The sequence below is a fragment of the Nostoc sp. genome (genome assembly GCF_036919555.1).
Lineage (GTDB): Bacteria > Cyanobacteriota > Cyanobacteriia > Cyanobacteriales > Nostocaceae > Nostoc.
The window spans coordinates 63,604-88,169 of record NZ_JBALCS010000008.1; the positions used below are offsets into that span (position 1 = coordinate 63,604).

21 protein-coding genes and 3 pseudogenes are annotated in these 24,566 nt (G+C 43.6%); 6 read left to right on the forward strand and 18 right to left on the reverse strand.

Going from position 1 to position 24,566, the window contains the following annotated elements; all coding sequences use genetic code 11:
• The first annotated feature begins 75 nt into the window (after positions 1-75).
• On the forward strand, positions 76-756 hold the full coding sequence (locus V7K36_RS02890; RefSeq protein WP_335113044.1) for a RibD family protein: 681 nt from the start codon (positions 76-78) through the stop codon (positions 754-756).
• Here the strand turns inward: V7K36_RS02890 and V7K36_RS02895 are convergent.
• From V7K36_RS02895 to petH, 10 genes and pseudogenes are all read right to left on the reverse strand, one after another.
• On the reverse strand, positions 733-1,962 hold the full coding sequence (locus V7K36_RS02895) for a cysteine peptidase family C39 domain-containing protein (protein ID WP_442948426.1): 1,230 nt from the start codon (positions 1,960-1,962) through the stop codon (positions 733-735). The genes V7K36_RS02890 and V7K36_RS02895 overlap by 24 nt on opposite strands.
• Positions 1,963-1,968: 6 nt before the next feature.
• The gene (locus V7K36_RS02900; protein WP_335113046.1) at positions 1,969-3,576 is read right to left on the reverse strand and encodes an NHLP bacteriocin system secretion protein; all 1,608 of its coding nucleotides are present in this window, start codon (positions 3,574-3,576) and stop codon (positions 1,969-1,971) included.
• 361 nt (positions 3,577-3,937) lie between these two features.
• Entirely contained in the window at positions 3,938-5,020 is a 1,083-nt protein-coding gene (gene psbA, locus V7K36_RS02905) for a photosystem II q(b) protein (RefSeq protein ID WP_335113048.1), read from the reverse strand.
• 338 nt (positions 5,021-5,358) lie between these two features.
• Positions 5,359-5,628, reverse strand: a pseudogene (locus tag V7K36_RS02910) (ISAzo13-like element transposase-related protein); the annotation flags it as partial.
• Position 5,629: 1 nt separating this feature from the next.
• The gene (locus tag V7K36_RS02915; protein WP_335113050.1) at positions 5,630-5,824 is read right to left on the reverse strand and encodes a FitA-like ribbon-helix-helix domain-containing protein; all 195 of its coding nucleotides are present in this window, start codon (positions 5,822-5,824) and stop codon (positions 5,630-5,632) included.
• 164 nt (positions 5,825-5,988) lie between these two features.
• Entirely contained in the window at positions 5,989-7,263 is a 1,275-nt protein-coding gene (locus tag V7K36_RS02920; protein WP_335113052.1) for a DUF4365 domain-containing protein, read from the reverse strand.
• A 332-nt stretch (positions 7,264-7,595) separates the two neighbouring features.
• On the reverse strand, positions 7,596-8,381 hold the full coding sequence (locus V7K36_RS02925) for a Uma2 family endonuclease (RefSeq protein WP_335113054.1): 786 nt from the start codon (positions 8,379-8,381) through the stop codon (positions 7,596-7,598).
• Between the two features lie 79 nt (positions 8,382-8,460).
• A pseudogene (locus V7K36_RS02930) lies at positions 8,461-9,220 on the reverse strand (Uma2 family endonuclease).
• A 138-nt stretch (positions 9,221-9,358) separates the two neighbouring features.
• The gene (locus V7K36_RS02935; RefSeq protein ID WP_335113237.1) at positions 9,359-10,645 is read right to left on the reverse strand and encodes a homoserine dehydrogenase; all 1,287 of its coding nucleotides are present in this window, start codon (positions 10,643-10,645) and stop codon (positions 9,359-9,361) included.
• Positions 10,646-10,798: 153 nt separating this feature from the next.
• A complete protein-coding gene (gene petH / locus V7K36_RS02940) occupies positions 10,799-12,145 on the reverse strand; it encodes a ferredoxin--NADP reductase (protein WP_335113239.1) in 1,347 nt (448 codons plus the stop codon).
• 326 nt (positions 12,146-12,471) lie between these two features.
• On the opposite strand from petH, the gene V7K36_RS02945 reads away from it, so the two are divergent.
• From V7K36_RS02945 to metK, 3 genes are all read left to right on the forward strand, one after another.
• Positions 12,472-12,675 carry a zinc ribbon domain-containing protein gene (locus V7K36_RS02945; protein ID WP_335113056.1) on the forward strand — a complete coding sequence of 68 codons (204 nt, stop codon included), beginning with the start codon at positions 12,472-12,474 and terminating at the stop codon, positions 12,673-12,675.
• Positions 12,676-13,357: 682 nt separating this feature from the next.
• Positions 13,358-14,362, forward strand: coding sequence for a phosphoribulokinase (locus V7K36_RS02950; RefSeq protein WP_335113058.1), 1,005 nt, complete (start codon positions 13,358-13,360; stop codon positions 14,360-14,362).
• A 261-nt stretch (positions 14,363-14,623) separates the two neighbouring features.
• Positions 14,624-15,898 carry a methionine adenosyltransferase gene (gene metK / locus V7K36_RS02955; RefSeq protein WP_335113060.1) on the forward strand — a complete coding sequence of 425 codons (1,275 nt, stop codon included), beginning with the start codon at positions 14,624-14,626 and terminating at the stop codon, positions 15,896-15,898.
• Between the two features lie 200 nt (positions 15,899-16,098).
• Here the strand turns inward: metK and V7K36_RS02960 are convergent.
• From V7K36_RS02960 to V7K36_RS02980, 5 genes and pseudogenes are all read right to left on the reverse strand, one after another.
• A pseudogene (locus tag V7K36_RS02960) lies at positions 16,099-16,236 on the reverse strand (hypothetical protein); the annotation flags it as partial.
• Positions 16,237-16,263: 27 nt separating this feature from the next.
• Positions 16,264-17,448, reverse strand: a complete 1,185-nt coding sequence (locus V7K36_RS02965; RefSeq protein WP_335113062.1) for an anion transporter — start codon at positions 17,446-17,448, stop codon at positions 16,264-16,266.
• A gap of 49 nt (positions 17,449-17,497) precedes the next feature.
• Positions 17,498-17,716: a hypothetical protein gene (locus tag V7K36_RS02970; protein ID WP_335113064.1), complete on the reverse strand. Its 219-nt coding sequence runs from the start codon at positions 17,714-17,716 to the stop codon at positions 17,498-17,500.
• Entirely contained in the window at positions 17,709-17,960 is a 252-nt protein-coding gene (locus tag V7K36_RS02975; protein ID WP_335113066.1) for a hypothetical protein, read from the reverse strand. The genes V7K36_RS02970 and V7K36_RS02975 overlap by 8 nt, the downstream gene beginning before the upstream one ends.
• Positions 17,961-17,981: 21 nt before the next feature.
• The gene (locus V7K36_RS02980; protein ID WP_335113068.1) at positions 17,982-18,740 is read right to left on the reverse strand and encodes an MFS transporter; all 759 of its coding nucleotides are present in this window, start codon (positions 18,738-18,740) and stop codon (positions 17,982-17,984) included.
• Between the two features lie 237 nt (positions 18,741-18,977).
• Between V7K36_RS02980 and V7K36_RS02985 the strand changes: the two genes are divergently transcribed.
• Positions 18,978-20,147 carry a homocysteine biosynthesis protein gene (locus V7K36_RS02985; protein ID WP_335113241.1) on the forward strand — a complete coding sequence of 390 codons (1,170 nt, stop codon included), beginning with the start codon at positions 18,978-18,980 and terminating at the stop codon, positions 20,145-20,147.
• A 63-nt stretch (positions 20,148-20,210) separates the two neighbouring features.
• On the opposite strand, the gene V7K36_RS02990 is transcribed toward V7K36_RS02985, so the two are convergent.
• Complete coding sequence (locus V7K36_RS02990) at positions 20,211-21,245, reverse strand: hypothetical protein (protein WP_335113070.1); 1,035 nt, start codon at positions 21,243-21,245, stop codon at positions 20,211-20,213.
• 379 nt (positions 21,246-21,624) lie between these two features.
• Between V7K36_RS02990 and V7K36_RS02995 the strand changes: the two genes are divergently transcribed.
• Entirely contained in the window at positions 21,625-22,518 is an 894-nt protein-coding gene (locus V7K36_RS02995; protein ID WP_335113071.1) for a tetratricopeptide repeat protein, read from the forward strand.
• A 105-nt stretch (positions 22,519-22,623) separates the two neighbouring features.
• Here V7K36_RS02995 and V7K36_RS03000 read toward each other — a convergent pair whose 3' ends face one another.
• Positions 22,624-23,244, reverse strand: coding sequence for a TMEM165/GDT1 family protein (locus V7K36_RS03000; protein ID WP_335113073.1), 621 nt, complete (start codon positions 23,242-23,244; stop codon positions 22,624-22,626).
• Positions 23,245-23,532: 288 nt separating this feature from the next.
• Positions 23,533-24,378 (reverse strand): RNA-guided endonuclease InsQ/TnpB family protein, encoded by an 846-nt coding sequence (locus V7K36_RS03005; RefSeq protein WP_442948427.1) that lies wholly within the window; start codon positions 24,376-24,378, stop codon positions 23,533-23,535.
• Positions 24,379-24,566 lie beyond the last annotated feature (188 nt).

Genomic DNA, 24,566 nt, shown 5'->3' on the forward strand with positions numbered 1-24,566 from the left:
AAAGCACAATGCAACAACTATTAATGGCAAAGAATTCAAAAAGGTAAAATTATAAAGAATCGTCAAAACGTAATCATGTCAGCTATTCAAACAACTGTGGTTCTTGCCATGACGGCCGATGGAAAAATTAGCGCCGTAGATCCGAAAGCGCCTCGTGAATCCGATGCAGCTGATCAAGCACACTTGGAATATCAAGTCTCTCTTGCTGATCTAGTCCTGGTAGGAGCAGGGACGATCCGGGCTGAGGGGGGAACCTTTACAATTCGCAATCCTGAACTGTTGGCAGCACGTAGCGTTCGGGGTCAGTCTCCTCAGCCCATTACCTGCGTTGTCTCAGGTTCCCTTGACCTCTTGCTGGACTTGCCTTTTTTAAGCCAGGACATTGAGCGATGGATATTTACCACACGGACTGGTTTGGAGCGCAATTCTGATGCAACAACCTTGCAAAAACTGGCTGAATTAATTGATTTGGGAGATACAGACCTGGACTGGGATCGGGCCTACAGCTTGATGGCAGAGCGGGGTATTCACAAGGTCGTGGCTTTGGGAGGCGGCTCTTTAACAGCTGCTCTAGTAAAGGCTGGGCGAATTGACGATTGGTGGTTGACAATTTGGCCCGTCATTTATGGAGGAAAGGACGCCCCTACCCCAGTAGAGGGAGAGGGTTTTCTTCCCAATGCTGCTCCTCATCTGCAACTCGTCGAAACTCGTCAAGTTGGAAGTGAGTTGTTTTTACACTACCGCACGCTCAACTAAGGTAGGTATTATTGTGAGAATTTGAGTCTGTAAAGCTAATTCCTGTTGGGCGTTGAGTGCTTTGGCATAGTACCCGGCGAATTTAGCAAATGAGTCGGACTCAAGCCCAGAAGCTTTGATTGTTTCTATCGTTTGAATGCCGGCGATCGCCACTCCATTGACTTTACCATATTCAGCCGCCAGCTTCATATTGGCATCCACACGAGTCCGCGATAGCCATTGGAGGGCAAAAAAGTTGATCGCTGCAAAACCAACAGCTATACCTGTCAGTAAAAGGTCGTATTGGAGCATAATTAGAAAGTAAAAGACCATCATCACCGCGTCGATAAACGTGGTGGCAAGGCGACCTGAGAGTATATCTGCTACTTTATCGTTGAGTGACACCCGGCTACTGATTTCACTTGCGAAGCGTTGAGCGTAAAACCCAACTGGTAAGCGGAGAATATGCCAAAGAAACTGCCCCGACAGCGTAACCGACAACTTCAGCATCAGTAAGCGCAGGTAGGTAAGTCGTAGTCTGGCAAGTAGTGCCCGTAGTACACCAGTGAGAACCATTCCTATTACCAGCGGTCGTATCCAGTCTTGTCGCTTAGTAATGAGAATTTCATCGACAAATACCTGAGTAAAACCTGGCACCGCTAACCGAGGAGATGTCAGTAACAGCCCTACTAAGAAGCAGAATACGATAGTGGTGCGTGAGTGTTGCAAGCGTGAGGCTAAGGCAGTAATCATGTTACTTTTTTGACCCCCAGCTTGAAATTCCTCTCCTGGTTGCATCATTAAAACGACACCAGTGTAAGCACGGTCAAACTCTTCAATAGAAACTGTCCGGCGTCCTGTGTCCGGGTCGTTGAAGTAGACATGGTTTTTGGCGAACCCTTCGACCACGAGAAAGTGGTTGAAATTCCAAAAGACAATGTAGGGGGGAGGCAGGGTTTTGAGGCTTTCTAGAAACAGTTTCAAACCTTTGGCGTTTAAGCCATAGTTCCGGGCTGCTTTGACGATATGAAAGGCGTTGCTACCATCTCGTGAGACACCACACTCGCGCCGCAATTCTGCCAAGGGGACAATGCGTGAGTAATAGCCTAAAATAATTCCCAGAGCAGCAGCGCCGCATTCGGTTGCTTCGATTTGCAGCAGCGTGGGGGTACGGACGCGACTCGTTTTAGGTCGGCGTATAATACTTTTAATGAAGGCAAAAGGCATATTCTATTAATATATGCCAGTCCAAGAGCGAAATATAGGAATAATGTAAGAGATAGGTGCCACTTCTCCAACTTTTACCCGCACCTGCGTAGTCGTACCTGATGAAATTTTTAGTGCAGGACCTTTGGAAAAAGACCATTTGTAACCACTGGTGGTATTTGGGTCTTCTTGTAGTTGGATCTCAACTTGCACGCGAGCTGCGTTACTATTGGCAAGGCTACGAGCGAGGTCTTCGTTGCCAACTTGCGCTGTAATATCTTGAGTTGTCACGGGAAAGGGAGAAACTTTGGTTACTACCCCAACAATTCCACCAAAGCGATCACGCTTGACAACGCTGGGTGTTACCTGTACACTCATACCTGGTTTTAGAAGCTTGCCATCCTTATCAGCAAAGTAAACAAGACTGGACAGTTTGGTGTTGGTGTCTTCCGCTTCAATAGTCCCAATGCGGGTACCAGCGTTGACAATTTGACCGGGAAGGACACCAACTGACAAGATGCGACCATCATATTTGCTGATAATTAGTCCAGACTGAGTTAATTGCAGTTTTAACTGAGCAATCTTGCTTCTAACTTCCTGAATTTGATTTAATTTGCCTATTGACTTTTCTAAATCTTGTTGAACTAGTTTGGTTTTTTGGGCTTCGATATCTTTTATTTTGGTTTTAATATCGTCAATTTTATTCAGATTTTGCAGGTATTCTTGGTCTGCATTGGTTTTTTGAACTTTAATTTCTTGAATGTTGTTTTTGATATCATCAATTCTATTTAGGTTTTGTAGATATTCCCGTTGGCTCGACGTTTTTTGAACATCAAGGTCTTTGAGTTGTGTTTGAATATCCCCAAGTTGCGTCTCTTGGTTCAGCAAGTCCTGCTGGGATTGTAGCACCACATCCTGACTAATCACTTTTTGTTGAAATAGACTTCGGCGAGTTGAAACTCGTTGTTGCAAGGTTTGTAGTAATGAGCTAATTTTTGATGAGCGCTCTAAGAGACTTTTGCGTTTTTCTGCTAGTGCGGCAAGAGTTTGTTTGTACAACACTGGGGAGACTTGTTCTCTTGACAAGCTTTGCTCAAGGCTTTGTCGTTTTTGCTCTAACGCTGTTATAGTTTCGGAGTGCAACGTCGGTGCTACTGACTCTCGACCCAGGCTTTCTGAAAGGTCTTTTTGCTGCTGCTCAAGGGTTCTTTGTTGTAGCGCTATCTGCTGCTTTTGCAGTCTATCTGTGTCTTGGTTCTGCTCTTGCAGTTGGATGAATTTTGCGTTTTCTTGTTGTAGTTGTTGTTTAATATTAGATTGATCTATGGTAGCGAGTACTTGACCTTGCCTAACGGTATCTCCTGGCTTGATGTTTAAGGTTAACAATTGACCACCACCAAGTGCTTGAAATTGCACCACATTACGAGGTCGGATCAACACGCCAGAGCCTGTGACAGTGAGGGGAATTCGCCCGACTACACTCCATGTGGCAGCTACAAATACCAAAAAGCCCATAGAAACCAAGGGCATCCAGGCTTGGTGGCTTATTACCTGCATCAGTCGGTCAAGCTCTTCTGGAGAATTCAAGCCTTCTAAGGCTTCTTCACGGAAAAGTTTTCTCGCTTTATTGGGCATTTTTACGGATAGTGGACTTACGCAATTGTCGGGTGCGATTGCCCAAGTGGCAGCAGCAAAGTTAATCGCGCTCTCAAAGCTATACCAAGTATATGGCTAGTGTAGGCATCTTAATAGTGCTATTTTAATAATTGCAGAAAATTGAAATTAAATATTCTTGTATAACTAGCTTCCAAAAAATCGAAGCTGGGCATTTTTCCTAGATAATTTATTTTTCTTGATGCTTACTTAAGTGTCAAAATTATAATTTTTGATTTTCTTCAGATGTAGTTTACTCATACTACTATTTGAAGTGCGTAATGTGGGCTAAAAAGCGCCCCCCTTTCGGGAGAGCGCTTTATTATTTAGCTAAACTTCAGAATTAACCGTTGATAGCAGGAGCGGTTAGAGCTACAGGAGCAAAATCACCAGCAGCCAAATCTAGGGGGAAGTTGTGAGCATTGCGCTCGTGCATCACTTCCATACCCAAGTTAGCCCGGTTGATGACATCTGCCCAAGTCGCAATCACACGACCTTCAGAATCAATGATTGATTGGTTGAAGTTGAAACCGTTCAAGTTGAACGCCATTGTGCTTACACCCAAGGCGGTGAACCAGATACCGATTACAGGCCATGCTGCTAACAAGAAGTGCAAGCTGCGGCTGTTGTTGAAAGAAGCGTATTGGAAGATTAGACGACCGAAGTAGCCGTGGGCTGCAACGATGTTGTAGGTTTCTTCTTCTTGACCGAACTTGTAACCGTAGTTAAGGGACTCGGTTTCGGTGGTTTCACGAACTAAGGAAGAAGTTACAAGAGAACCGTGCATTGCAGAGAACAAACTTCCACCGAATACACCTGCTACACCTAATTGGTGGAAGGGGTGCATTAAGATGTTGTGTTCTGCTTGGAACACGATCATGAAGTTGAATGTTCCAGAGATACCCAAAGGCATACCATCAGAGAATGAACCTTGTCCGATGGGGTATACCAAGAATACTGCACTCGCTGCTGCAACCGGAGCTGAATATGCGATCGCAATCCAAGGACGCATTCCTAAGCGGTAGGATAGTTCCCATTCACGACCCATGTAGCAGAATATGCCAATCAGGAAGTGGAATATTACCAATTGGTAAGGACCGCCGTTGTACAACCACTCATCTAGAGAAGCTGCTTCCCAAATTGGGTAGAAGTGCAAGCCGATAGCGTTGGAGGAAGGTACTACTGCACCAGAGATGATGTTGTTTCCGTAAATTAAGGAACCTGCAACGGGTTCACGGATACCATCGATGTCTACTGGAGGTGCGGCGATGAAGGCGATTACGAAGCAGGCGGTGGCTGCTAGCAAGGTGGGGATCATTACTACGCCGAACCAACCGATGTAGATACGGTTGTTGGTGCTGGTGATCCACTCGCAGAATCGATCCCATACGTTGGCGCTTTCGCGACGTTGTAAGGTTGTTGTCATTGTTTTATAAATGCGATTATTTGTGAATGAATTTAGGTAGGTTTAACTACCTGTTACACATCTTAAATAATTTATTGCGTTTTGTAAAGTACTTTCAGAAAAAAATTTTCTCTTAGGATTTACGCACCCGCAACAGAAAATCCCCAATCCACTGAAAAAGGGGGCTTTGGGCAATAGGATTTTGGATTTTGGATTTTAGATTTTGGATTGTGAAAAACGCGCTTTATTCTTCAATTCGGTTCTGGCTGCTTGGATATGGACTCTTCACGCTTCACTACACCTAAGCCTGGATGCCATTGCCCATCTTGGAGAACTCCACAAAAAAGATGATCCAATACCTATGCTGGTTTAGCAAAAATTTCCACAAACCATTTTTTGAGATTGGGGAGGCGGTTAATCCGTGTTTCAATTTCTTCCATAGCTGAAGTTGTGAGTCTAACTCCTGTGGAGTAAACTTTTTCTACCAATGTGACAACCGGATTTTTCCCCTTGAATGTGAGAGTTTGGGCGAAATTCAGTACGGTCTCAACGGTGTCAAGTAAACTACCATTCCAATGCTGTTCTAACCAACCAAAGCAACGTTCTATCGGGTTATATTTGCTATACCAGTCAACAACAAATTACCTTGCGAATCCCACCAACGTAGCCAAAGTCGCCGCTAGTGTGGTAATGTGTCGCTGTTTCTGCGGCTTGTTGGAGGATATGTTTTAATTCTTCTTGTAAAGACCTACCGTGTTGTTTGGCAAGAGTTTCTAGCTTTTCTAGAATAATGGGGTCTAAATCTTCAACTAAGATTTGAGCCATAATTTCGTGGTCGTTTTTTGCTGCTTTTATTCGATATTTTAAATTAGTTTAGCAAGTGTAGAGGCAAAGAGAAGCTTGATCGGAGGCTATCTGCTGTAAAAGCCTATCCTCGACTTCCATTTAGCAGTCGTCAGTTGATTCTAGAAACTACTAAGCAAATAAGATTAATAAAGTCTAATCAATCTCACAGTTTGTATTGCTTCAAGCGTCATTTCATCTTCATCAGAGAAGAGAATAGTATGTGTCTTTTTATTAGGGTGTTTTGTAAGGTATTCTGTAACATTTTTCCAATAAATTTTTCCCTTACCATCACGGACTATTAGGTATACAGGATAAAGTTGTTGTTTCCAATATTCAAGGTGTTCTCGTTTTTTGATAAAAGCTGAAAGTTTTCCGTCTTGACGTAATGATAAGTAGGAATAACCTGATTTAAGCTGTATATAAATGCGTTTGCCAGAAGGCTTACCATTATCATCTTTAAACTCATTTTCTCCATCAATAGCATACCTTTTATTATCATAAAATTCGCAAATTTGTCCTGCTTTATTGACAAGTAGCATCACTTGACCTCTTTGAATACCCTCTTTGTTTTCATTGTCAAGCAATACATTTTCTACTTTAATAATTCCGCCTTTAGATAATTGCCGATTCATTTTTTGTTCAAGTTTTTCTTCATATCGTATTATTCTTGGTGCAAATCTTCCTATACCTTGATGTCCTAAACTATCTTTCCAAGGAAACACTGATTTTAATTTTGAATTGTTGTAAATATCTGTAGCATAAATACTGTAAGCATCAAGGAATGGATTCCAATATTCCTGTCTAAAACATTCCCTTTCGGCAGAACTATCTTCTGAATTAGCAAGTTTTATAGCTGTATTTAATAGGTTGTAATTATGTTGTGTATCTTCTCGATATGGAAGCATAACTTTGCTATTTTCTCTTAACTCTTTTATAAATGTTCTTATGCCTTGAATTTGCTGAGTTTTTAATATTGGCTGTTCTCCTGATATAGTTGGACATTCAATAATTGAATTAACTCGCCATCTCCTAATTTCCTGCATACAACCTATCCACCTTTCATAATGTGATGGATAGATTTTATTGATAGATTTGAATTTTTGCACACCAGCGCACAAGTTAAGTTGAGCATTTAAAACTTGCCCATATGTTTTACGATCTTGAAAATCTTGAAGGTTGTAAGGTGATTTTTTTGGATTTAGCTGGTCTGTTTGTAGGCATATTATCCAGTAAGCTATTATGTGCCAATCGTAGTCAAGGCCTGCTAATAATAGATTTTGCCCTTGAGTTAGGAATTGGTGGTTTCTTTTAACTGGAAGGAAGGGAGCCTGTATTATCTGAATTGCTTTGTACAGAAGTGGATTAAGTTCTATGCATTTTTTTTGAATCGAGACGCAATTGAATTTCTGGTCTGTCATATGATTACCTCTTAACTTATGTACTGAGGTTAGCGAAAACTAGTTAGAAGCACAATCGCTGGGAGAATAAATCTTATAAAGCTTATATGGCAAGCTTTTTGAAGCCTCTATTTTTTCGGAGATGTTTTTTGCACCTAGAGATGCCGCCATGATGTATTCAGCGATAGCATCCCCAGCATCCTATAGTCAGTCATAAAAACCAAAGCAGCCGGAGTACACCAACTGCTTTAACACTCTTCTATTACTCTGGAGAGATAATATTTAAGCTAAATAAGGAAAGTTAGAGTTGATGAGAGAATTAGCGATCGCACCTTTAACCCCATTCCAAAATATTAAGCTTCTGGTTCAACGCCAAGCGATCGCAATTGGGCACTCAAGCGATCGGCTCTTTGTCTTTCCTGTTCAGCCCGTTGGGATTCCTCTTCAGCCCGTTGAGATTCCTCTTCAGCCCGTTGAGATTCCTGTTCAGCTCTTTCCTCACCAGTCAATAACAAATTACCCTGCAAATCCCACCAACGCAACCAGGGTAATTGGGCATTCTGATATTCTCCCTGCCATAAGCCTAACTCAACTCCCAAGGCGGTAATCGGATAATGTCCGCGCTCATTTGCTGTTAATAACTGATATTTTCCACCAATTAATTCATAAACTTCTACACTGGCTTTATTTACTTCATAAATGCCATAAAAAGCCGGATGAATCACCTGCTCATAAATCCAAAATTTACCCTTCCAAGGGGTTTTGTCTCGCTCATCACTACCATCCCCAGAGACAAATTCCAAGGCAATCAAAGGGGCAATATACTCTCGCCACAGTACATAAGACCTCCGCGTTTGTCCATCGAGCAGGGGTGGTACATTTGCGACATAAAACCAATCTGGTGCTTCTGCACCTTTTTCTAGGGGTTCTGTCAAGCGCCAGTAAATACCTAAGTCCTGACCTATACAATATTGACCATCAGGATGTAATTGTTTGAGGACGGGTGTAATGGAGTCAGTCAGTAAAATGCTTTGGGGATGCTCTTGCCAATTTTTCACAAATGTGCCGTCAGACTCAGGTAGCTGCGTATGGTCGGGGAAAGGAGTGAGGGCGGTGGATGGGTCGGTTGCAGAGGTCATAAGACTACCTTTGCAGGAGTAAGGGTTGTTTTTAGTTTAGCTTGCCATTAGGCTAAGGCTGCCAAGACTTTCTCAACAGCTAGGCTTCTGGTTCAATGCCGAGCGATCGCAATTGGGCAGTTAAGCGATCGGCTCTTTGGCTTTCTAATTCCGCTCTTTGGCTTTGGTGTTCCGCTCTTTCCTCACCACTCAACAACAAATTACCTTGCAAATCCCACCAGCGCAACCAGGGTAATTCCGCATTCTGATAAACTCCTGTCCAAATGCCTAACTCAAGTCCCAAAGGGGCAATAGTATAATGTCCCCGTTCATTTGCTGCTAACAGTTGATATTGTCCTTCAATAATGTGATACACTTCCACACTGGCTTTATTCACTTCTATAAATGCCGTAAAAAGCCGGATGAATCACCTGCTCATAAATCCAAAATTTACCCGTCCAAGGGGTTTTATCTCGTTCCTCTGCACCGTTTCCAGAGACAAATTCCAATACAATCAATGGAGCAATGTGTTCTTGCCAAAGTACATAAGAGCGGCGCATTTGCCCATTCAGTGTAGGTGGCACATTCGGTACATAGAACCAATCGGGAGCTTCTGCACCTCGTTCTGGTGGGTCAGTAATCCGCCAATAAATACCACTGTCTTGACCTATGCAATATTGCCCGTCAGGATAACGTTTTTGCAATACTGGTTTAATCGACTCCGTTAGTAGAATGCTTTGGGGATGTTCCTGGAAGTTTTTGCCTCCGGCACGCTCCGCGAACACAAAGATGCCGTCAGACTCTGGAAGTTGAGTATGATCTGGGAGTGCGGTGCTAGTAGCGGGATTAGTTGCAGTCATAGGGCTACCCTCGCGTTCTTCGTGAGGTTTGTTTGTTATTTAGTCTACCAAGCGCAAGCGTAAAGGGAAATCTGAAAAAAACTAAGTATTCTAGTCTGCGGGAACACCTGGCGCAAAGCGATCGCTAAAAGAGTAATCTCAAAGTACACGCAGTAAGCTAGGAATGCTTTCGATCGCTGACAAATTCCGAATTTCTGCCAAAGCTTGCCGAAAATTACCTTCCCGTACATCATGGGTAACAACCACAATCTCTGCTAGTTCCCCTTGAAAGCCAGTTTGAACAATTGACTCTAAGCTAACGCCATAGTTACCAAAGCAAGTACCCAATTTACCGATAACTCCAGGTTGATCATTGGTAAGGAAACGGGCGTAAAACCGAGTTATGAGTTCTGCCATCGGCGCAATTTGGCAGTATTCCTGATGCCCACAAGCTAATAATGGATTTGCAACTACTGTATTGGTTTTGAGGACAGCAACTAAATTCAAAATATCTGATGTGACAGCACTGGCGGTTGCACCAGCACCAGCACCGGGGCCAAAAAACATTACTTGCCCGATAGGTTCTCCTTCGACAAGAATGGCATTGTAAACGCCGTTGATGCTAGCCAAAGGATGAGCTTGAGGCACTAAGGTAGGATGAACTCTAACGGAGAGGGGGGATGAGGGAGGATTACGTTTAGCGATCGCTAACAATTTAATCACAAATCCTAATTTTTCGGCGTAGGCAATATCTGTTTTGCTAACTTGCCGAATGCCCTCAGTATATACATCTTGTAGGTTGATGCGTCCACCAAAGCCTAATGATGCCAGGATGGCAATTTTATCGCCTGCGTCTAAGCCATCGATATCGGCTGTAGGGTCAGCCTCAGCATAACCGAGGCGCTGGGCATCAGCTAAAACATCGCTGAAGTTGCTACCTTCTGTTTGCATCCGCGTCAGGATGTAGTTCGTTGTACCATTCACGATGCCAGTTATAGTGTGAATGCGGTTAACACTTAAAGACTGCTTCAGGGGTTGAATCACGGGAATACCACCACCCACAGAGGCTTCTAGCATGACGTATACACCTGCTTGATTGGCAGTTGTGAAAATTTCTGCCCCAAAGCGGGCGATCGCTGCTTTATTGGCGGTGACGACGTGCTTACCATTACTTAAAGCTTTGAGGATGAGCGATCGCGCTGGCTCCAATCCACCCATCACTTCCACAACTATATCTACCGCCGGATCGTTGACAATCGCTTCTAAATCTGTAGTTAAGACTTCCGTAGACAATTCTACTGCACGGGGTTTATCTAGCGATCGGACTCCCACCCGATAGATTTCGATCTCTTGCAACAATGGGTGACGCCCAGTTATATCTTGCAACAATTGCACTGTTCCCGTTCCCACAGTGCCTAATCCCAGTATTCCTAGTTTCACACCCACAATTTTTGCACCCAATTTCACCAATAACAATTGTAGGTAGAGCATTTGCCCTACCTACTGATTATCCTGCTTCCTTTGTCATTTGTCTTTCGCCCGTAGCCCTTTGTCTAAAACTAATGACTAATGACTAATGACCAATGACTAATAACTAACTTAATACGTTTCTACGTGCCAGCGATGAGCTTTCTTAAGTTCCTTCTGGTAATCACTCCAAGTTACGCCTTCCTTAGCAGCAGCAGTTGTTAAGGCTGCATCAATACCTTCTTCCATACCGCGCAAACCGCAGATGTAGGTGTGAGTTTTTTCATTTTTAATCAACTGCCACAATTCATCAGCATGTTCCGCTACCCGGTCTTGGATGTACATTCTACCGCCTTGGGGATTTTTCTGTTCGCGGCTGATGGCGCCAGTGAGGCGGAAGTTATTAGGATATTTTTGTTGAATTTCTTCCAGTTCTTCCTTATATAAGAGGTTTGGAGTTGTCGGCACGCCAAATATTAGCCAAGAGAATCCTTTAAATTCGTATTCTGGGTTAGCTGCTTTTTCCGCATCTTTAAACTGGCGCCACAGATAAGCCCGCATGGGGGCAATACCTGTTCCGGTTGCCAACATGATGACATTAGCATCAGGATCATTGGGTAACAACATTTCCTTACCCACAGGCCCGGTAATTTTTATGTCTGCCCCTGGTTCGAGGAAACACAGGTGTGTAGAGCAAACACCGTAGACTGTTTCGCCAGTTTCCGGGTGCTTGTACTCCAGCTGGCGGACGCACAGTGATACCGTTTTATCATCGATATCATCGCCATGACGAGTTGAGGCAATGGAATATAGTCTAAGTTTTTCCGGCTTGCCGTTCTTGTCTAATCCTGGTGGAATAATCCCAATACTTTGACCTTCTATATACTTCAAATCCCCGGCGGAAATGTCAAATTTGAGGTGTTGAACAATACCAATACCACCTTCTTTGACTAGCGGTTCATTAGATATTACCTTGCCAATAAACGGAGCATTGGGACGGTAAGTGTTTACAGGAACGTCACCTTGGTCTTTTTTGGCTTTCGCTTGAGTCATGGTGTTGCCTTTCTTGTCCTTGTTCTTGAGCTGTTCTTCAGCTGGTGGTTTAGCGAAGTCTTCGTCTTCACTATGAGCATTTACAGGTGTGGCTTTACCATTCCCTTCACTGTTAGCAGTTTCCCCAGATGTAGCTAACTCGCTGACTTCGCTGTTAACATTCCCAAATGAGGCTTTACCATTAACTTGCTCTAGAGCAGTTACGGGCTGGATGCTAACAATTGTGCCGCCTAGACGAGTGATACGTCGCATTTCTTGATTCATGCGGTTATAAGGCACTCTGATGAACACACTGCCACTTTTACGAATTGGGTAGTTAGTTTGATCGGTTTCTTCGCCCTGACGCAAACCCACCACTTCATACACAAAGACGCGGCTACCTAATTCTGTGTTGGCAGCACCCTCAACAGCACCTTGATTGTACATTCGTTCTACCACTCCGATAATTTACTTAACCGTTTTTCAAAAAAAAACTATTCCCTACCTTGCCAGCTTTAGTTTACCGGATTTTCGTTTCACAAAACTGGCCTGAAGGAAAAACGGCATCATTAAATTAATGCCTTGCTAAGTACACTCACCAAAGACATGCAGGCATAGCAAAAAACACACCTGTTCACCTTCTAAGGTAAAGGATAAGTCTTGTAGAGAATGTTAATAATGAGTCAATTTAATCTTTTTTTCGTTAACTACTACCCCCATTAGGGAGATTGGCAAAGGCTATAAGTGACAAAGGTTGGGGGATGTTTTTGACTATGCTTAAATACAAAGCTGAGAAATTTGGACACACCTATCAACAAATAGGTCGTTTCTTCCCATCATCTCAATTTTGTAGCCAGACCCTACAACCAATTTCGATGCTACAGAATGGTTATGATTCATTGGGTGTAAGATTTGTAGATTGTCCCCACTGCCAGAGACAGCATGATAGAGACATCAATGCTGCGATAATTTATTAGAAATGAAGGATTGCGATTATGGGCGTTTGGAACTAGCGCTTCTGCCTTTGGAGGGGATGTAAGACCAAAGTCACGACTGACGTCAAAAATCTCTAACGACCCAGGCTTTCCCCCGTGAATTGGGAAGCCTACAATCTACCGCAAGGTCAGTGTAGGTAGTTCATAGCCAATAATTTGACCAATGCAAGTTGTTGACTCATTCGTTGGATAGATTTTAGCTTTGAATATCGGAAGCATTGTCGAGCCGGAATTACAATTTAGGAAGGCTAAAGAGTTCGCTGCCAGAATAAATTCTACCTTATAGACTTGATTATATAGAGTCACAACTAGCAGACTGACAGCGCTGCAACTCTTATGGCGATGCTGATCCCCATTTTTAAATTAACAACTAAATCAACAAAATCATTGATGAACCACGCTAATTCTTCTTGAGGGCAAATCTTGTATGGGATACCCCCTTCTGTTAAAATCAAATATACCACTAAGATTAAATACTTACCAGCACCAACATTCAGGCTAGTCTGACGAGTAGCAGCTTATTACTTTGTTGTCTACCCGTTTGGTGTGTTATAGCAGTGCTAGGTAGCAAGAACGCAGGATAAACCAAAGGGGTAAACTCCTGGCTTCAGAATCTGCTGTGTGAAAAATTATTGACACAACTTTAGTATTTTAGAGGAGATTTATGACAAATAAGCCGGAACGCGTGGTACTGATTGGAGTAGCCGGAGACTCTGGGTGCGGGAAATCTACGTTTTTGCGTCGTTTGATAGATTTGTTTGGTGAAGATTTAATGACAGTCATCTGCTTGGATGACTATCACTCGCTCGATCGCAAACAGCGCAAAGAAACCGGGATAACAGCACTAGACCCCAGGGCGAACAATTTTGACCTGATGTATGAGCAAATTAAAGCGCTCAAAAGTGGTCAAGGCATTGATAAGCCGATTTACAACCACGAAACCGGCTTGCTTGATCCGCCAGAGCGAGTGGAGCCGAATCGGATTATAGTTATTGAAGGGCTGCATCCTTTGTATGATGAGCGGGTGCGATCGCTAATCGACTTCAGTGTTTATTTTGACATTAGCGATGAAGTTAAAATTGCCTGGAAAATTCAGCGAGATATGGCTGAACGCGGTCATCGCTACGAAGATGTCTTAGCGCAAATTAATTCCCGCAAACCTGACTTTGATAAGTTTATCGAACCACAAAGAGAATTTGCCGATGTAGTTCTCCAGGTATTACCCACCAACTTGATCAAAAACGACACGGAGCGCCGAGTCTTAAGGGTACGTATGCTGCAACGGGAAGATAAGGAAGGCTTTGAGCCAACCTACCTCTTTGATGAAGGCTCAACAATTAATTGGACTCCCTGTGGACGCAAGCTGACCTGTTCTTATCCTGGTATGCAACTATACTACGGCTCAGATGTATACTACGGACGCTATGTCTCAGTATTAGAGGTGGATGGTCAATTTGACAACTTGGAAGAAGTAATTTATATCGAAACCCATCTCAGCAATACATCCACCAAATACCAAGGTGAATTAACTCATTTGTTACTCCAGCACCGCGAGTATCCAGGTTCCAATAATGGAACTGGTTTCTTCCAAGTGCTTACAGGTTTGAAAATGCGTGCTGCTTATGAACGGCTGACAGCTACGGAAGCAAAGTTAGCAGTTCAGGTTTAAAAGCAGCAGTGTTTATATCAAAGTTTGTGGGGGCGCTTCTGGGTGTCCCCTTTTTTTGTGTTATTAAATACATTTAAGCTACAAAATAATTAGCATACATTTATCTTCTTTACGATACTTACCTAATAATTAGTGGTTTTATCAATATCAAGAAGATACTAACTACTGAAGTATAAATATTGTTATGATTTCATAAATTAGGTAGTTTAACTAAATACCACATTTAGTCAGCAAAAAAACTCAAGTCAGGAGGAATTTCCTTTGTCTCGTCGATATCTATTTACCTCCGAGTCAGTCACCGAAGGTCATCCAGATAAAATCTGCGATCAGATTTCTGATACCATTCTGGATGCCTTACTGACACAAGACCCCAGTAGCCGTGTTGCTGCTGAAGTAGTAGTTAACACTGGTTTGGTGCTAATCACTGGTGAAATAACCACCAAAGCCAATGTCAATTTCGTCAATCTCGCTCGTAAAAAAATTGCCGAAATTGGCTATACCAATGCTGATAATGGCTTTTCTGCTAACAGCACCAGCGTTCTATTGGCTTTAGACGAACAATCACCCGATATTGCCCAAGGCGTTAACACCGCCCACGAAAGCCGCCAGCAAGATAGTGATGAACTATTCGACAAAATTGGCGCCGGAGATCAAGGTATAATGTTCGGCTTTGCCAGCAACGAAACACCAGAACTGATGCCCTTACCCATCAGTCTTGCTCACCGCATTGCTCGCCGATTGGCAGCAGTCCGCAAAACTGGTGAACTATCATACCTGCGTCCTGACGGCAAAACCCAAGTAACTGTGGTCTACGAAGACGGACGCCCAGTAGGCATTGATACTATCCTGATTTCCACCCAGCATACAGCCAGTATTGGCGAAATCACAGATGAGGCGGCGGTACAAGCCAAGATTAAACAAGACCTCTGGTCAGCAGTGGTCGAACCTGTTTTTGGCGACATTGACATTAAGCCTAATCAGGAGACACGTTTTTTAGTCAACCCCACTGGCAAATTTGTCGTTGGTGGCCCTCAGGGAGATTCTGGTTTGACTGGACGGAAAATAATCGTTGACACCTACGGTGGTTATTCACGGCATGGTGGCGGCGCTTTTTCCGGCAAAGACCCCACGAAGGTAGACCGTTCTGCTGCCTATGCAGCTCGCTATGTGGCGAAAAATATTGTCGCCGCCGGGTTAGCAGACAAAGTTGAAATCCAGCTATCCTATGCTATTGGTGTAGCGCGACCAACAAGCATTCTGGTGGATACCTTTGGCACTGGCAAAGTGGATGAAGAAACCTTGCTGGAATTAATCAACCAGCACTTTGAACTGCGTCCGGCTGGGATTATCCATACCTTCAACTTACGCAACTTGCCAAGTGAACGAGGCGGACGTTTTTATCAGGACGTCGCGGCTTACGGTCATTTTGGGCGGACTGATTTAGACTTACCTTGGGAACAGACCGATAAAGCCGAATTGTTGAAGCAAGCAGCAAATGAGTCACTTTCGGCAGTAGTTGCTCAAGCACTAACTTAGACTTATACGCTACTGCAAAAACCTAACATGTTTATCTGAGGGTATAGGCAACTTAACAACTTGCTTATACCCTTATTTATCTTTCAACTGCGTCGTTAAGGATTATCAGTGAAAATTTTAGACGCGAAATTTTTTGAATCTACGTAGGTTGATGCTGGCCTTTAGCCATCTCTTAGTGACCAGATGTCCGATCCCTTCCCTCAGCGACCGATTTCGACATCTTCGAGGATGCCGAGTGCGTCAGGGACGAGGACGGCTGCGGAGTAGTAGGCGGTGACGAGGTAGGAGATGATAGCCTTTTCGCTTATATCCATGAATCGGACGGACAAACTGGGTTGGAGTCTCTTGAAACAAATGACCAATGATTAAATCCAGTAATAAGCCAGGATGAGAGTTAGGACAGTTAGCGGTAGACCAAAACGTAAATGTTCCCAGAATGATAACTGATAACCAAGTTTTGCAACAGCCTCAGCAACAATTAAATTAGCAACTGAACCTAACAAAGTTAGATTACCTGCCAAAGTCGAACCTGCTGCTAATAGTAACCAGGTTTTTGTGTCTGGATGGGGAAGTAAATGTTGTAATAACAATACTGCTGGAACATTGGAAACTAAATTTGAAAGGAGAGCAGTAACTCCTAAGATGCTCAGGGGAGTATGAACTAAACCGCTAAATAAATTTAATATTCCTAATTTTTCGACTCCAGCAGTCACAATAAATAATCCAGAAAATATCACCAGTAAATCCCAATCTACTTTATTTAAAACTCGCTGCGGTTTGATTCGCCTAGTAATAAACATTAAACCAGCAGCTACGAATGTTGCTTGGGCTGGAGGTATCCCAATTAAGAATGCAATTAATAGTCCTGCGGTTATTAATAGGCTTTTAGTAAGTAACGGTTTAAATATGCGGTAACGCACGGGGGTTCCACTCGGACAAGACTTAGTAGAACGGACATCAGGATAAAGCCACCACAGTAACCCAATTTGAATCAACAAACTTACTAATGCGATGGGAGTCAATGCTTTAGCAAAATCGAGATAGCTGATACCAGAGAAGGAACCAATCAAGATATTTTGCGGATTACCACTTAAGGTAGCCACTGAACCCAGATTAGTTGCTCCTGCTAAGGCAAGTAAGTAAGGAATAGGATTGAGGTTCAAAGTTTGGGTTAAGCCGAGAACCAAAGGAGTCAGAATTAGAGCGATGGTATCATTCAGAAAAAAAGCGGAGAGAATTCCACTGCCAAAAGTTAAAATAATCAGCAAACCTAAAGGGCTGCGGGTAAAGTGTGTAACTGTATCAAGGGTTAGTTGGAAAAAACCAGCGTAAGCTAAGTTTGTGCTGATTACCATCATGCTAAACAGAAAAATCAGCGTTTTATAGTCTATGGCAAGCCATGCTTCTTTCAGGTCTAATACCCCGAATGCCACCAGCAAAGATGCACCAACTAAAGCAATACTGGCTCGGTTCATCCGCAAACCAGGTAGATATCCTAAACCCAAACCTATATAAGTCAACCCAATGATGATGTATCTGAAAACAATCATGATTTCGCTAGATTCTTTTGAGGTGATGCCTTTCTATTAACTCCTGTTTTTATTTCAGGTACAGTACACAAAACCAAAAAACTCCTAAAGCCACAACTGCGTAGGCATAGCCCGCCGCAGGCATCGCTGCTAAAATCAAAAAACCAACATTATAACCAGCACTTTGAACCACAAAACCAGCTAAGACATTGCTCAAACCCGCACCAACGCCAATAGCAGTGTTGAGCATCCCTTGGGTAACATTAAAGCGCCCTGTGCCTTTAGTCAAATCTAGTCAAATCAGCTACCATCAACACTGAAAGCACACCAAAAATCCCGGCTCCAATTCCATCCAAAATTTGCACAGAAACGAGAAAATAGGGATTGTCCGAAAGCGTATACAGCACTCCTCGAATAGCTAAGATGGCAAAGCCAAGCAGGAATATGGGTTTTCGGGCTGCATTTACGAAACGCCCAGCCAAGTTGGACACCGGAATCATCACTAACTGAGCCACAATGATACAAGCAGACATATAAACTGTGTCACTTGTCCCTTACCCTGCGCCAATTCTTGACCAACTAGCGGTAACATAGCAGCATTGGCAAAGTGAAACAGAACTACTGCAACAGTAAAAAAAAAGGATTTTGCGATCGCTCAATAATTCCAATATGCCTTCATAGCGCTGTTGATGTTTTTCTTTATCCTCCTCTTCACCATCTCCACGCGCTAGTTCGTGGTCAATCTCTCTTTCACGAATCATCCTCACCGAAATAATACTGCCCACAGCCATAGCTGCAACTAGGAAAAATATTGCCTTGCGTGCAATAAAGTAACCTGCTAAACCAGCGAGAACAGCAGCTAGCAGATTGCCTGCATGGTTAAATGTTTCATTACGACCTACCCGCCTATCTAATCTCTCATGTCCTACAAGTCCCAGAGTAATAGCAGTAATAGCAGGTGGGAAAATTGCTGCTGCAATCCCAATCATGATCTGAGAGCCAATGACAACAGGCAAACTGGGTAACAAGCCTATAGCGATACAGCCGATAGAAACAAACACAGCCGCCAGTACAATCAACATCCGTTTCTGACGTAGCCTGTCAACCAATGCACCAGCTGGTGTTTGGACAATAACTGTGGCAATTGTTGAAACTGACATCGCCATTCCAATCTGAGCTGGGTTCCAATTTTGTGAAGCTTTCAAGTAAATGCTCAGATATGGCCCAACACCATCGCGCACATTTGCGAGAAACACATTCAAGTAATCAAGCGATCGCAAACTCTTCTTACTTGGTTTTCGCTGTTTTTGCATAAGTCTTTAATGATGTTTGCTCGGCTATGGAGAGGTAACAATAATAGACATCTGCAAAATAGTAACATTCTGTGGTCAAAGAACATCAAAGAGCTTTTTTGACACAGAAATATGAGCGACATACTGAATCATATTGAAGAGAATCCAAAAGAAACACGGCGTTTAAGACCCCTGAATTCTTCTTCAACAAGATATCCTTCAGAGAGGAAGACAGCAGGAAGCGCTAGCACTGATAAAATGCGAACAATTGCAGAAATTAACGAGAAAATCAGCCGCCAACGTGCGGTAGTGTTGACAACTGAAGAATTAAAAGCACGAGTTGTAGAAATCGGTGTTACTAAAGCTGCTAAAGAAGTTGATGTAATTACCACTGGCACTTTTGAGCCGATGGAATCAAGTGGTGCAATTATCAATCTGGGACACACTGACCCCCCGATAAAAATTCGCCGTTGCTGGTTAGATGGCGTGCCAGCATATTCTGGTTTTGGGGCAGTAGATTTATATTTGGGTGCGAGTTGTGCTATGGAAGCGATGGACGGAGAAGAAGTCCGAGAACGTGGCGGCGGTCATGTAATCGAAAATTTGATTGCGGGTAAACCTATACACGTAAAAGCCCAAGGACAAGTAACAGATTGTTACCCCAGAGCAAGTTTTGAAACTACAATTACCAGTGAAACGATTAATCAGTTTTATTTATTCAATCCGCGCAATCTTTATCAAAATTTTATTGTTGGTGTAAATGGTGGCGATCGCCCCCTCTTCACCTATCTCGGTCCTTTACAACCGCGTCTGGGAAATGCCGTTTACTCTAACCCCGGTGCTATTTCCCCCTTACTCAACGACCCCGATTTGCAACTCGTTGGTATAGGTACTCGAATTTTTTTAGGCGGTGGTGTTGGCTATGTCGCCTGGGAAGGCACTCAGCACTTCCCCTTACAAAAGCGTTTAGCTAATCGTACACCGATTGGGCCTTCCGCCACTTTAGCTTTAATTGGTGATGCCAAGCAAATGGATGCTCATTGGGTGCGGGGGTGTTACTTCAAAAGTTATGGACCCTCATTGATGTTAGGCGTTGGTGTACCACTCCCTGTATTAAATGAACAAGTAGTTGAACACTGTGCTGTGCAGGATAAAGACTTAGTAGCCCCAATAGTCGATTTTTCTATTCCCCGGCGCGTCCGTCCCACCTTTGGTTTGGTGAGTTATGCCCAACTCAAATCTGGGCGGATCATCATTGAGGGCAAAGCAGTACGCTCTGCCCCCTTAGCGAGTTTGTTTTTTTCTAGGCAAGTCGCCCTAGAGTTGAAAAAGTGGATCGAAGCAGGTACGTTTACCCTTACAGAACCAGTTTCCCCAATTCCGATGGAGCGATCTTTCCTACCTCAAGACCGTCGGACGGATTTTTGAGAAGAGGCAGGGTGCAGGGTGCAGAGTTATTAACTCAATACCCAATGCCCCATGCCCCATGCCCTAATCTTGAGTTGGTTTTGGTCGCTTGATGGGTTTAGGAGCGGGCATTTTTGGTATAGGTTTCGACACCACAGAGGGGTCGCCGCCTGCGCCTATTTTCTTGATGGGACGAGGGGTTTCGCCACTGCGTCTGGGGGGGAATGGTTTTCTACCACCAGCACCACCAGGGCCACCAGGTCCGCCAGCACGAGGACCACCTTTGAATGGTGGTTTGCGTTTTTTGGGCAAGTCAGCGATCGCCTCAGCTTTTTCTACTATCAAAACGTCAGCTTCCCGCTTGGCTTGGAAGTCCCAGAACTTTCCTACTGCTTTAGTGGTCAGCACACCCCTCAATTTCAACTTAAAATACTTAGGTTTATCAGTTGATTTCCGTGGAGCCTGCCTAATTTTGACTACCAAGCTTTTAGCATCAAAAGACTGGTATACTACTTCACCACGAACAGAAAAACCACCATCTGCAACTTCTGATGAGGGTATCAGGGCAGTTGTACTTAATTCAGAGTTTTCGGATAAGCCATCATCGGGTGTCTGTAACTCTTGCAACTCCAAATCTGACTCGTCCTCATCTGTTGAGTTTTTAGCCAGATTTTCTGGCTCCCAAACTCCGACGATTTGGATGTGCAAGGTATCATTTTCTTGTCTTGTACGTGGATATACTACCCACAAGTGTTCTTTTTCTAAGTCTAGGTGATTCTTGACTAAGCTCATAATCCGGCCTAGGAGGACGGCATTGAGTTCTACACCATCTGCGGTTAGCAGCGTACCTTGAGTAAATTGTTCGCTGCTAGCATGATAGCGACCCCGGACTAACCCGATCGCTCGATATTGCATCGGCTCACTGGGAGGCGGAATCGGTTGCTGTCGATTGATCAAGTTCCCATTTGAGTCAGTCTCAATGGGGTTGACAGGCGAATTTTCAGGTTTAGAGGACTGGGCGGCTATGTGAACATTAGCGGCTGCCTCTATCTTAGTTGGGCCCTGGTTAGAGGCAGAAGAATTAGAGGATTCAGGCAACGGCATCAGGTCGGAATTCATAAAAACTCCTTGCGGCGGAGACACATCCCATTGTGGGATTTTACAAAGGCAGCTGGAAAGAGCATTTGTGCGACTGATGAAAGTATATTTACTTTTCACAAAGTCACACCAGACTACTCTAAAACAATCCTAAAGGCGCTAAATTTAGTGTTTATACACTAAATGTGTAATTTAGGACCTCAACACTAGTTTCGGAAGCATATCATAGCTACAATTCTGACGGCTCCTCCTAAAGTCATCACTTACTTTAGCAGTGTGGATAGTTAATTGTTATAAAATTCACAGGCAATTGGCAGTATTCCGCAAAGTTTTGGAAATTTTTAACTTTACGATTTGTGTAAATGATAATGTCATTAGAGTTTAGGAGAAAAACAAAACTGTGACTCAAACACGCAATCGCTGGATAGTTCAAGTCGTCTTGGCGCTGGCAATTGTTGCTTTTGTGGGTGTTTCGGTGATTCCCATAATTGGAGCATTTAATAATACGCCACCCTCAAGCCAGAATACCACTAGCACCAGAGGCAGCTTGTCCTCCTCTGACCAAAAATCAAAATTGGAAGACGAAGTACGGGGTTACGAACAGGTTTTGCAAAGGGAACCAGAAAATCAGACTGCGCTTAAGGGCTTATTACAGGCGCGGCTACAACTACTGAGTCAAAAAGAAAAAAATGAGGTTAAACCAGCTGATATCCAAGTCGTCATTGAACCCCTAGAAAAGCTAGCCAAGCTGAATCCCGAACAGTCAGAATATTCAGTGCTACTGGCTCAAGCCAAACAGCAAATTGGCGATCGCGAAGGAGCTGCTCAAGCTTATCGTTCGATTTTGTCCACGAAACCAGGCGATTTGAAGGCTTTACAAGGAATGGTGGGTCTGTTGATCAGTCAGCAACGCCCCGAAGCAGCCATTGGTTTGTTGCAAGAAACCCTTTCTAACGCAGCCCAAATAAATACAATTCAGCCTGGAAGTGTAGATACAGTAGCCGTGCAGGTGCTGTTAGGTTCTGTTCACGCTTCCCAGAAACGCTACGCTCAAGCTAGCTCTGCATATGACCAGGCAATTAAGAAAGATCCCAAGGATTTCCGCCCCGTTGTGGCAAAAGCGATGCTCCTGAAACAACAGGGTAAAGATGCAGATGCAAAACCTTTCTTTGATCATGCCGCAGCTTTAGCACCTGCTCAATACAAAGACGAAATTAATAAGGCAGCGACGTTTTCCCCCATTCCTAATCCTGCTGCATCTCCCACGCCTTCATTGGAGAGTACTCCTAAGTAATGGGCATTGGGCATTGGGCATTGGGCATTGGGCATTGGGCATTGGGCATTGGTTATTAATTCTTCTCCCTCACTCCCCCTGCTCCCTGCTCCCTGCTTCTTCCCCTCACGCTCCCTCAATGGCAGCAACGACACCAAAAACCAAAAACAGGCATCCGCCAATCAGGGTGAGTTGACGCTCAGAAATGCGTCCGGCAATCATTTTGCCGCCGATAACTGCGATCGCAGCACAAATGGCATGTCCTAAAATTGCACCTATTGTCACTCCAATTGGATTATTACCTGCCGCTAGGGCAATGGTGGCAATTTGCGTGCGATCGCCCCACTCTGCCATAAATGTCAACACAAAGGCTTCTATTACAATTGCCAAGGAAGTCTTTTGCTTTGGTAGCTGCAAGTCTGCCTTTTTCACCGCAGCTTCGGCTTCTTCTACAACATCTGTATCACAAGCAGCAGCCGACATCTTACTAGCGTCATACAGCAGCTTGATACCAAAGGCAATAAATAAAGCTATTTCGGCGTAATGAATATAAGCTTTTGGCAACAAAGATACCACTTGTCCAAATAGCACCGAAAGGATTGTCATCGCGGCTAAAGCAGCTGTCACACCTGTAAATACCAGCCGCCGGGGGTGGTGCATAGCCAAAATCACGGCGATAAAAAATGTTTTATCGCCTAGTTCTGAAACTGTAATTAATAATAAAGCTGCGGTAAAAGCTGTTAACACTCTCTCAAGCTCCTGAAGAATCGTTTACCGATGTGAAGCTTGATGAGAACCAAAAGACCTCACCAAGTTTCACACTTTTCGGTGTGAACTTAGTGAAGGTCTCGCTTTCAAATATTGATTATTTGCCATCTGAACCAGGCTCATCGCCAGTATGTTGATTCAGATGTACTGGCTTTTATTTTTTCTGCCAGCAGCTACTCCCCTTCAATGCGATCTTTATCATACATCTATCTCCAGGTAGAAGTCAAGACCAGAGAATGGAGATATATAACTTTGACACTCCTCAACCTAAAGGTGTGAGGATTCTTGCTTCACGGGGATTCCAACGAATTTACCCTCAGCAAGCATTTTGACCGTATGCCCTACGGCTGCAAGCCCCCTTTGGAGAACTACTTGTGCGGCTGCAACATCTCTATCGGTGGTATAACCGCAATTTGAACAAACATGAGTACGTTGTGAAAGTTCTTTTTTACCTGTCTCGGTTCCACAATTGGGACAAATCTGACTTGTTTTCCGTGCGTCTACTTTCTGAAAGTAAACATCACGTTTAAAGCAAGTTTGTTCAAGAATATTGAAGAACTGACCGAAACCAGCATCAAGACAATGCTTGCCCAACATTCCGCGAGATAAACCAATTAAATTCAAATCTTCAACAAATACCATCCCAGTATCGTTGCAGATTTTGTGAGACAGCTTTCTATGCCAATCTTTACGGCAGTTGGCAACGTACTCATGCAATGAAGCAACTTTCTTCGTAGCTCTCTTCCAATTGTTCGAGCCTATAGGTTTTTTAGAAACACGTTGTTGCAGCAATTTAAGCTTGCGTTCTGCATCTATAAAAAACCTCGGACGCTTGACAGATAGCCCGTTAGAAGTTGCAATAAAACTTGTTAACCCTACATCAATTCCTACTGCTTCACCGTGCGGGATTGTCTGTGGTACAGATACATCCCACTGCACCGTTAACATCACATACCATCCAGAAACTTTTCTTGTTAGACGAGCTTGCTTGATTACTCCATCATTAGGGATACTCCGCGATTGACGAACTTTAATCGCACCGATTACAGGCAATTTTACCTGACCATTAGTTAACGGATTTTGCCCTAGTTGCGGAAAAGAAAAAGACCGCATCCGGCCTGCTTTTTTGAATCTTGGGAACCCATAATTTTGTTCTTACATACTCACAAAAGCTTTTTCAAGTCGTCTCAATGTTTGCTGTAAGGACTGAGCATTAACTCGTTTTAAATACTCCGATGTTAGCATTAATTAATACCAGCTTTTTTCAAAACTGTATTAGCTGTATAGCGTAATTTAAATAA

What these genes read in the sequence shown, in the direction of transcription:
- V7K36_RS02890 (WP_335113044.1), top strand. Translation starts at nt 76, where the DNA reads ATGTCAGCTATTCAAACAACTGTGGTTCTTGCCATGACGGCCGATGGA.
- V7K36_RS02895 (WP_442948426.1), bottom strand. Translation starts at nt 1,962, where the DNA reads ATGCCTTTTGCCTTCATTAAAAGTATTATACGCCGACCTAAAACGAGT.
- V7K36_RS02900 (WP_335113046.1), bottom strand. Translation starts at nt 3,576, where the DNA reads ATGCCCAATAAAGCGAGAAAACTTTTCCGTGAAGAAGCCTTAGAAGGC.
- psbA (WP_335113048.1), bottom strand. Translation starts at nt 5,020, where the DNA reads ATGACAACAACCTTACAACGTCGCGAAAGCGCCAACGTATGGGATCGA.
- V7K36_RS02915 (WP_335113050.1), bottom strand. Translation starts at nt 5,824, where the DNA reads ATGGCTCAAATCTTAGTTGAAGATTTAGACCCCATTATTCTAGAAAAG.
- V7K36_RS02920 (WP_335113052.1), bottom strand. Translation starts at nt 7,263, where the DNA reads ATGACAGACCAGAAATTCAATTGCGTCTCGATTCAAAAAAAATGCATA.
- V7K36_RS02925 (WP_335113054.1), bottom strand. Translation starts at nt 8,381, where the DNA reads ATGACCTCTGCAACCGACCCATCCACCGCCCTCACTCCTTTCCCCGAC.
- petH (WP_335113239.1), bottom strand. Translation starts at nt 12,145, where the DNA reads ATGTACAATCAAGGTGCTGTTGAGGGTGCTGCCAACACAGAATTAGGT.
- V7K36_RS02945 (WP_335113056.1), top strand. Translation starts at nt 12,472, where the DNA reads ATGCTTAAATACAAAGCTGAGAAATTTGGACACACCTATCAACAAATA.
- V7K36_RS02950 (WP_335113058.1), top strand. Translation starts at nt 13,358, where the DNA reads ATGACAAATAAGCCGGAACGCGTGGTACTGATTGGAGTAGCCGGAGAC.
- V7K36_RS02965 (WP_335113062.1), bottom strand. Translation starts at nt 17,448, where the DNA reads ATGATTGTTTTCAGATACATCATCATTGGGTTGACTTATATAGGTTTG.
- V7K36_RS02975 (WP_335113066.1), bottom strand. Translation starts at nt 17,960, where the DNA reads ATGTCTGCTTGTATCATTGTGGCTCAGTTAGTGATGATTCCGGTGTCC.
- V7K36_RS02980 (WP_335113068.1), bottom strand. Translation starts at nt 18,740, where the DNA reads ATGCAAAAACAGCGAAAACCAAGTAAGAAGAGTTTGCGATCGCTTGAT.
- V7K36_RS02985 (WP_335113241.1), top strand. Translation starts at nt 18,978, where the DNA reads ATGCGAACAATTGCAGAAATTAACGAGAAAATCAGCCGCCAACGTGCG.
- V7K36_RS02990 (WP_335113070.1), bottom strand. Translation starts at nt 21,245, where the DNA reads ATGAATTCCGACCTGATGCCGTTGCCTGAATCCTCTAATTCTTCTGCC.
- V7K36_RS03005 (WP_442948427.1), bottom strand. Translation starts at nt 24,378, where the DNA reads ATGCGGTCTTTTTCTTTTCCGCAACTAGGGCAAAATCCGTTAACTAAT.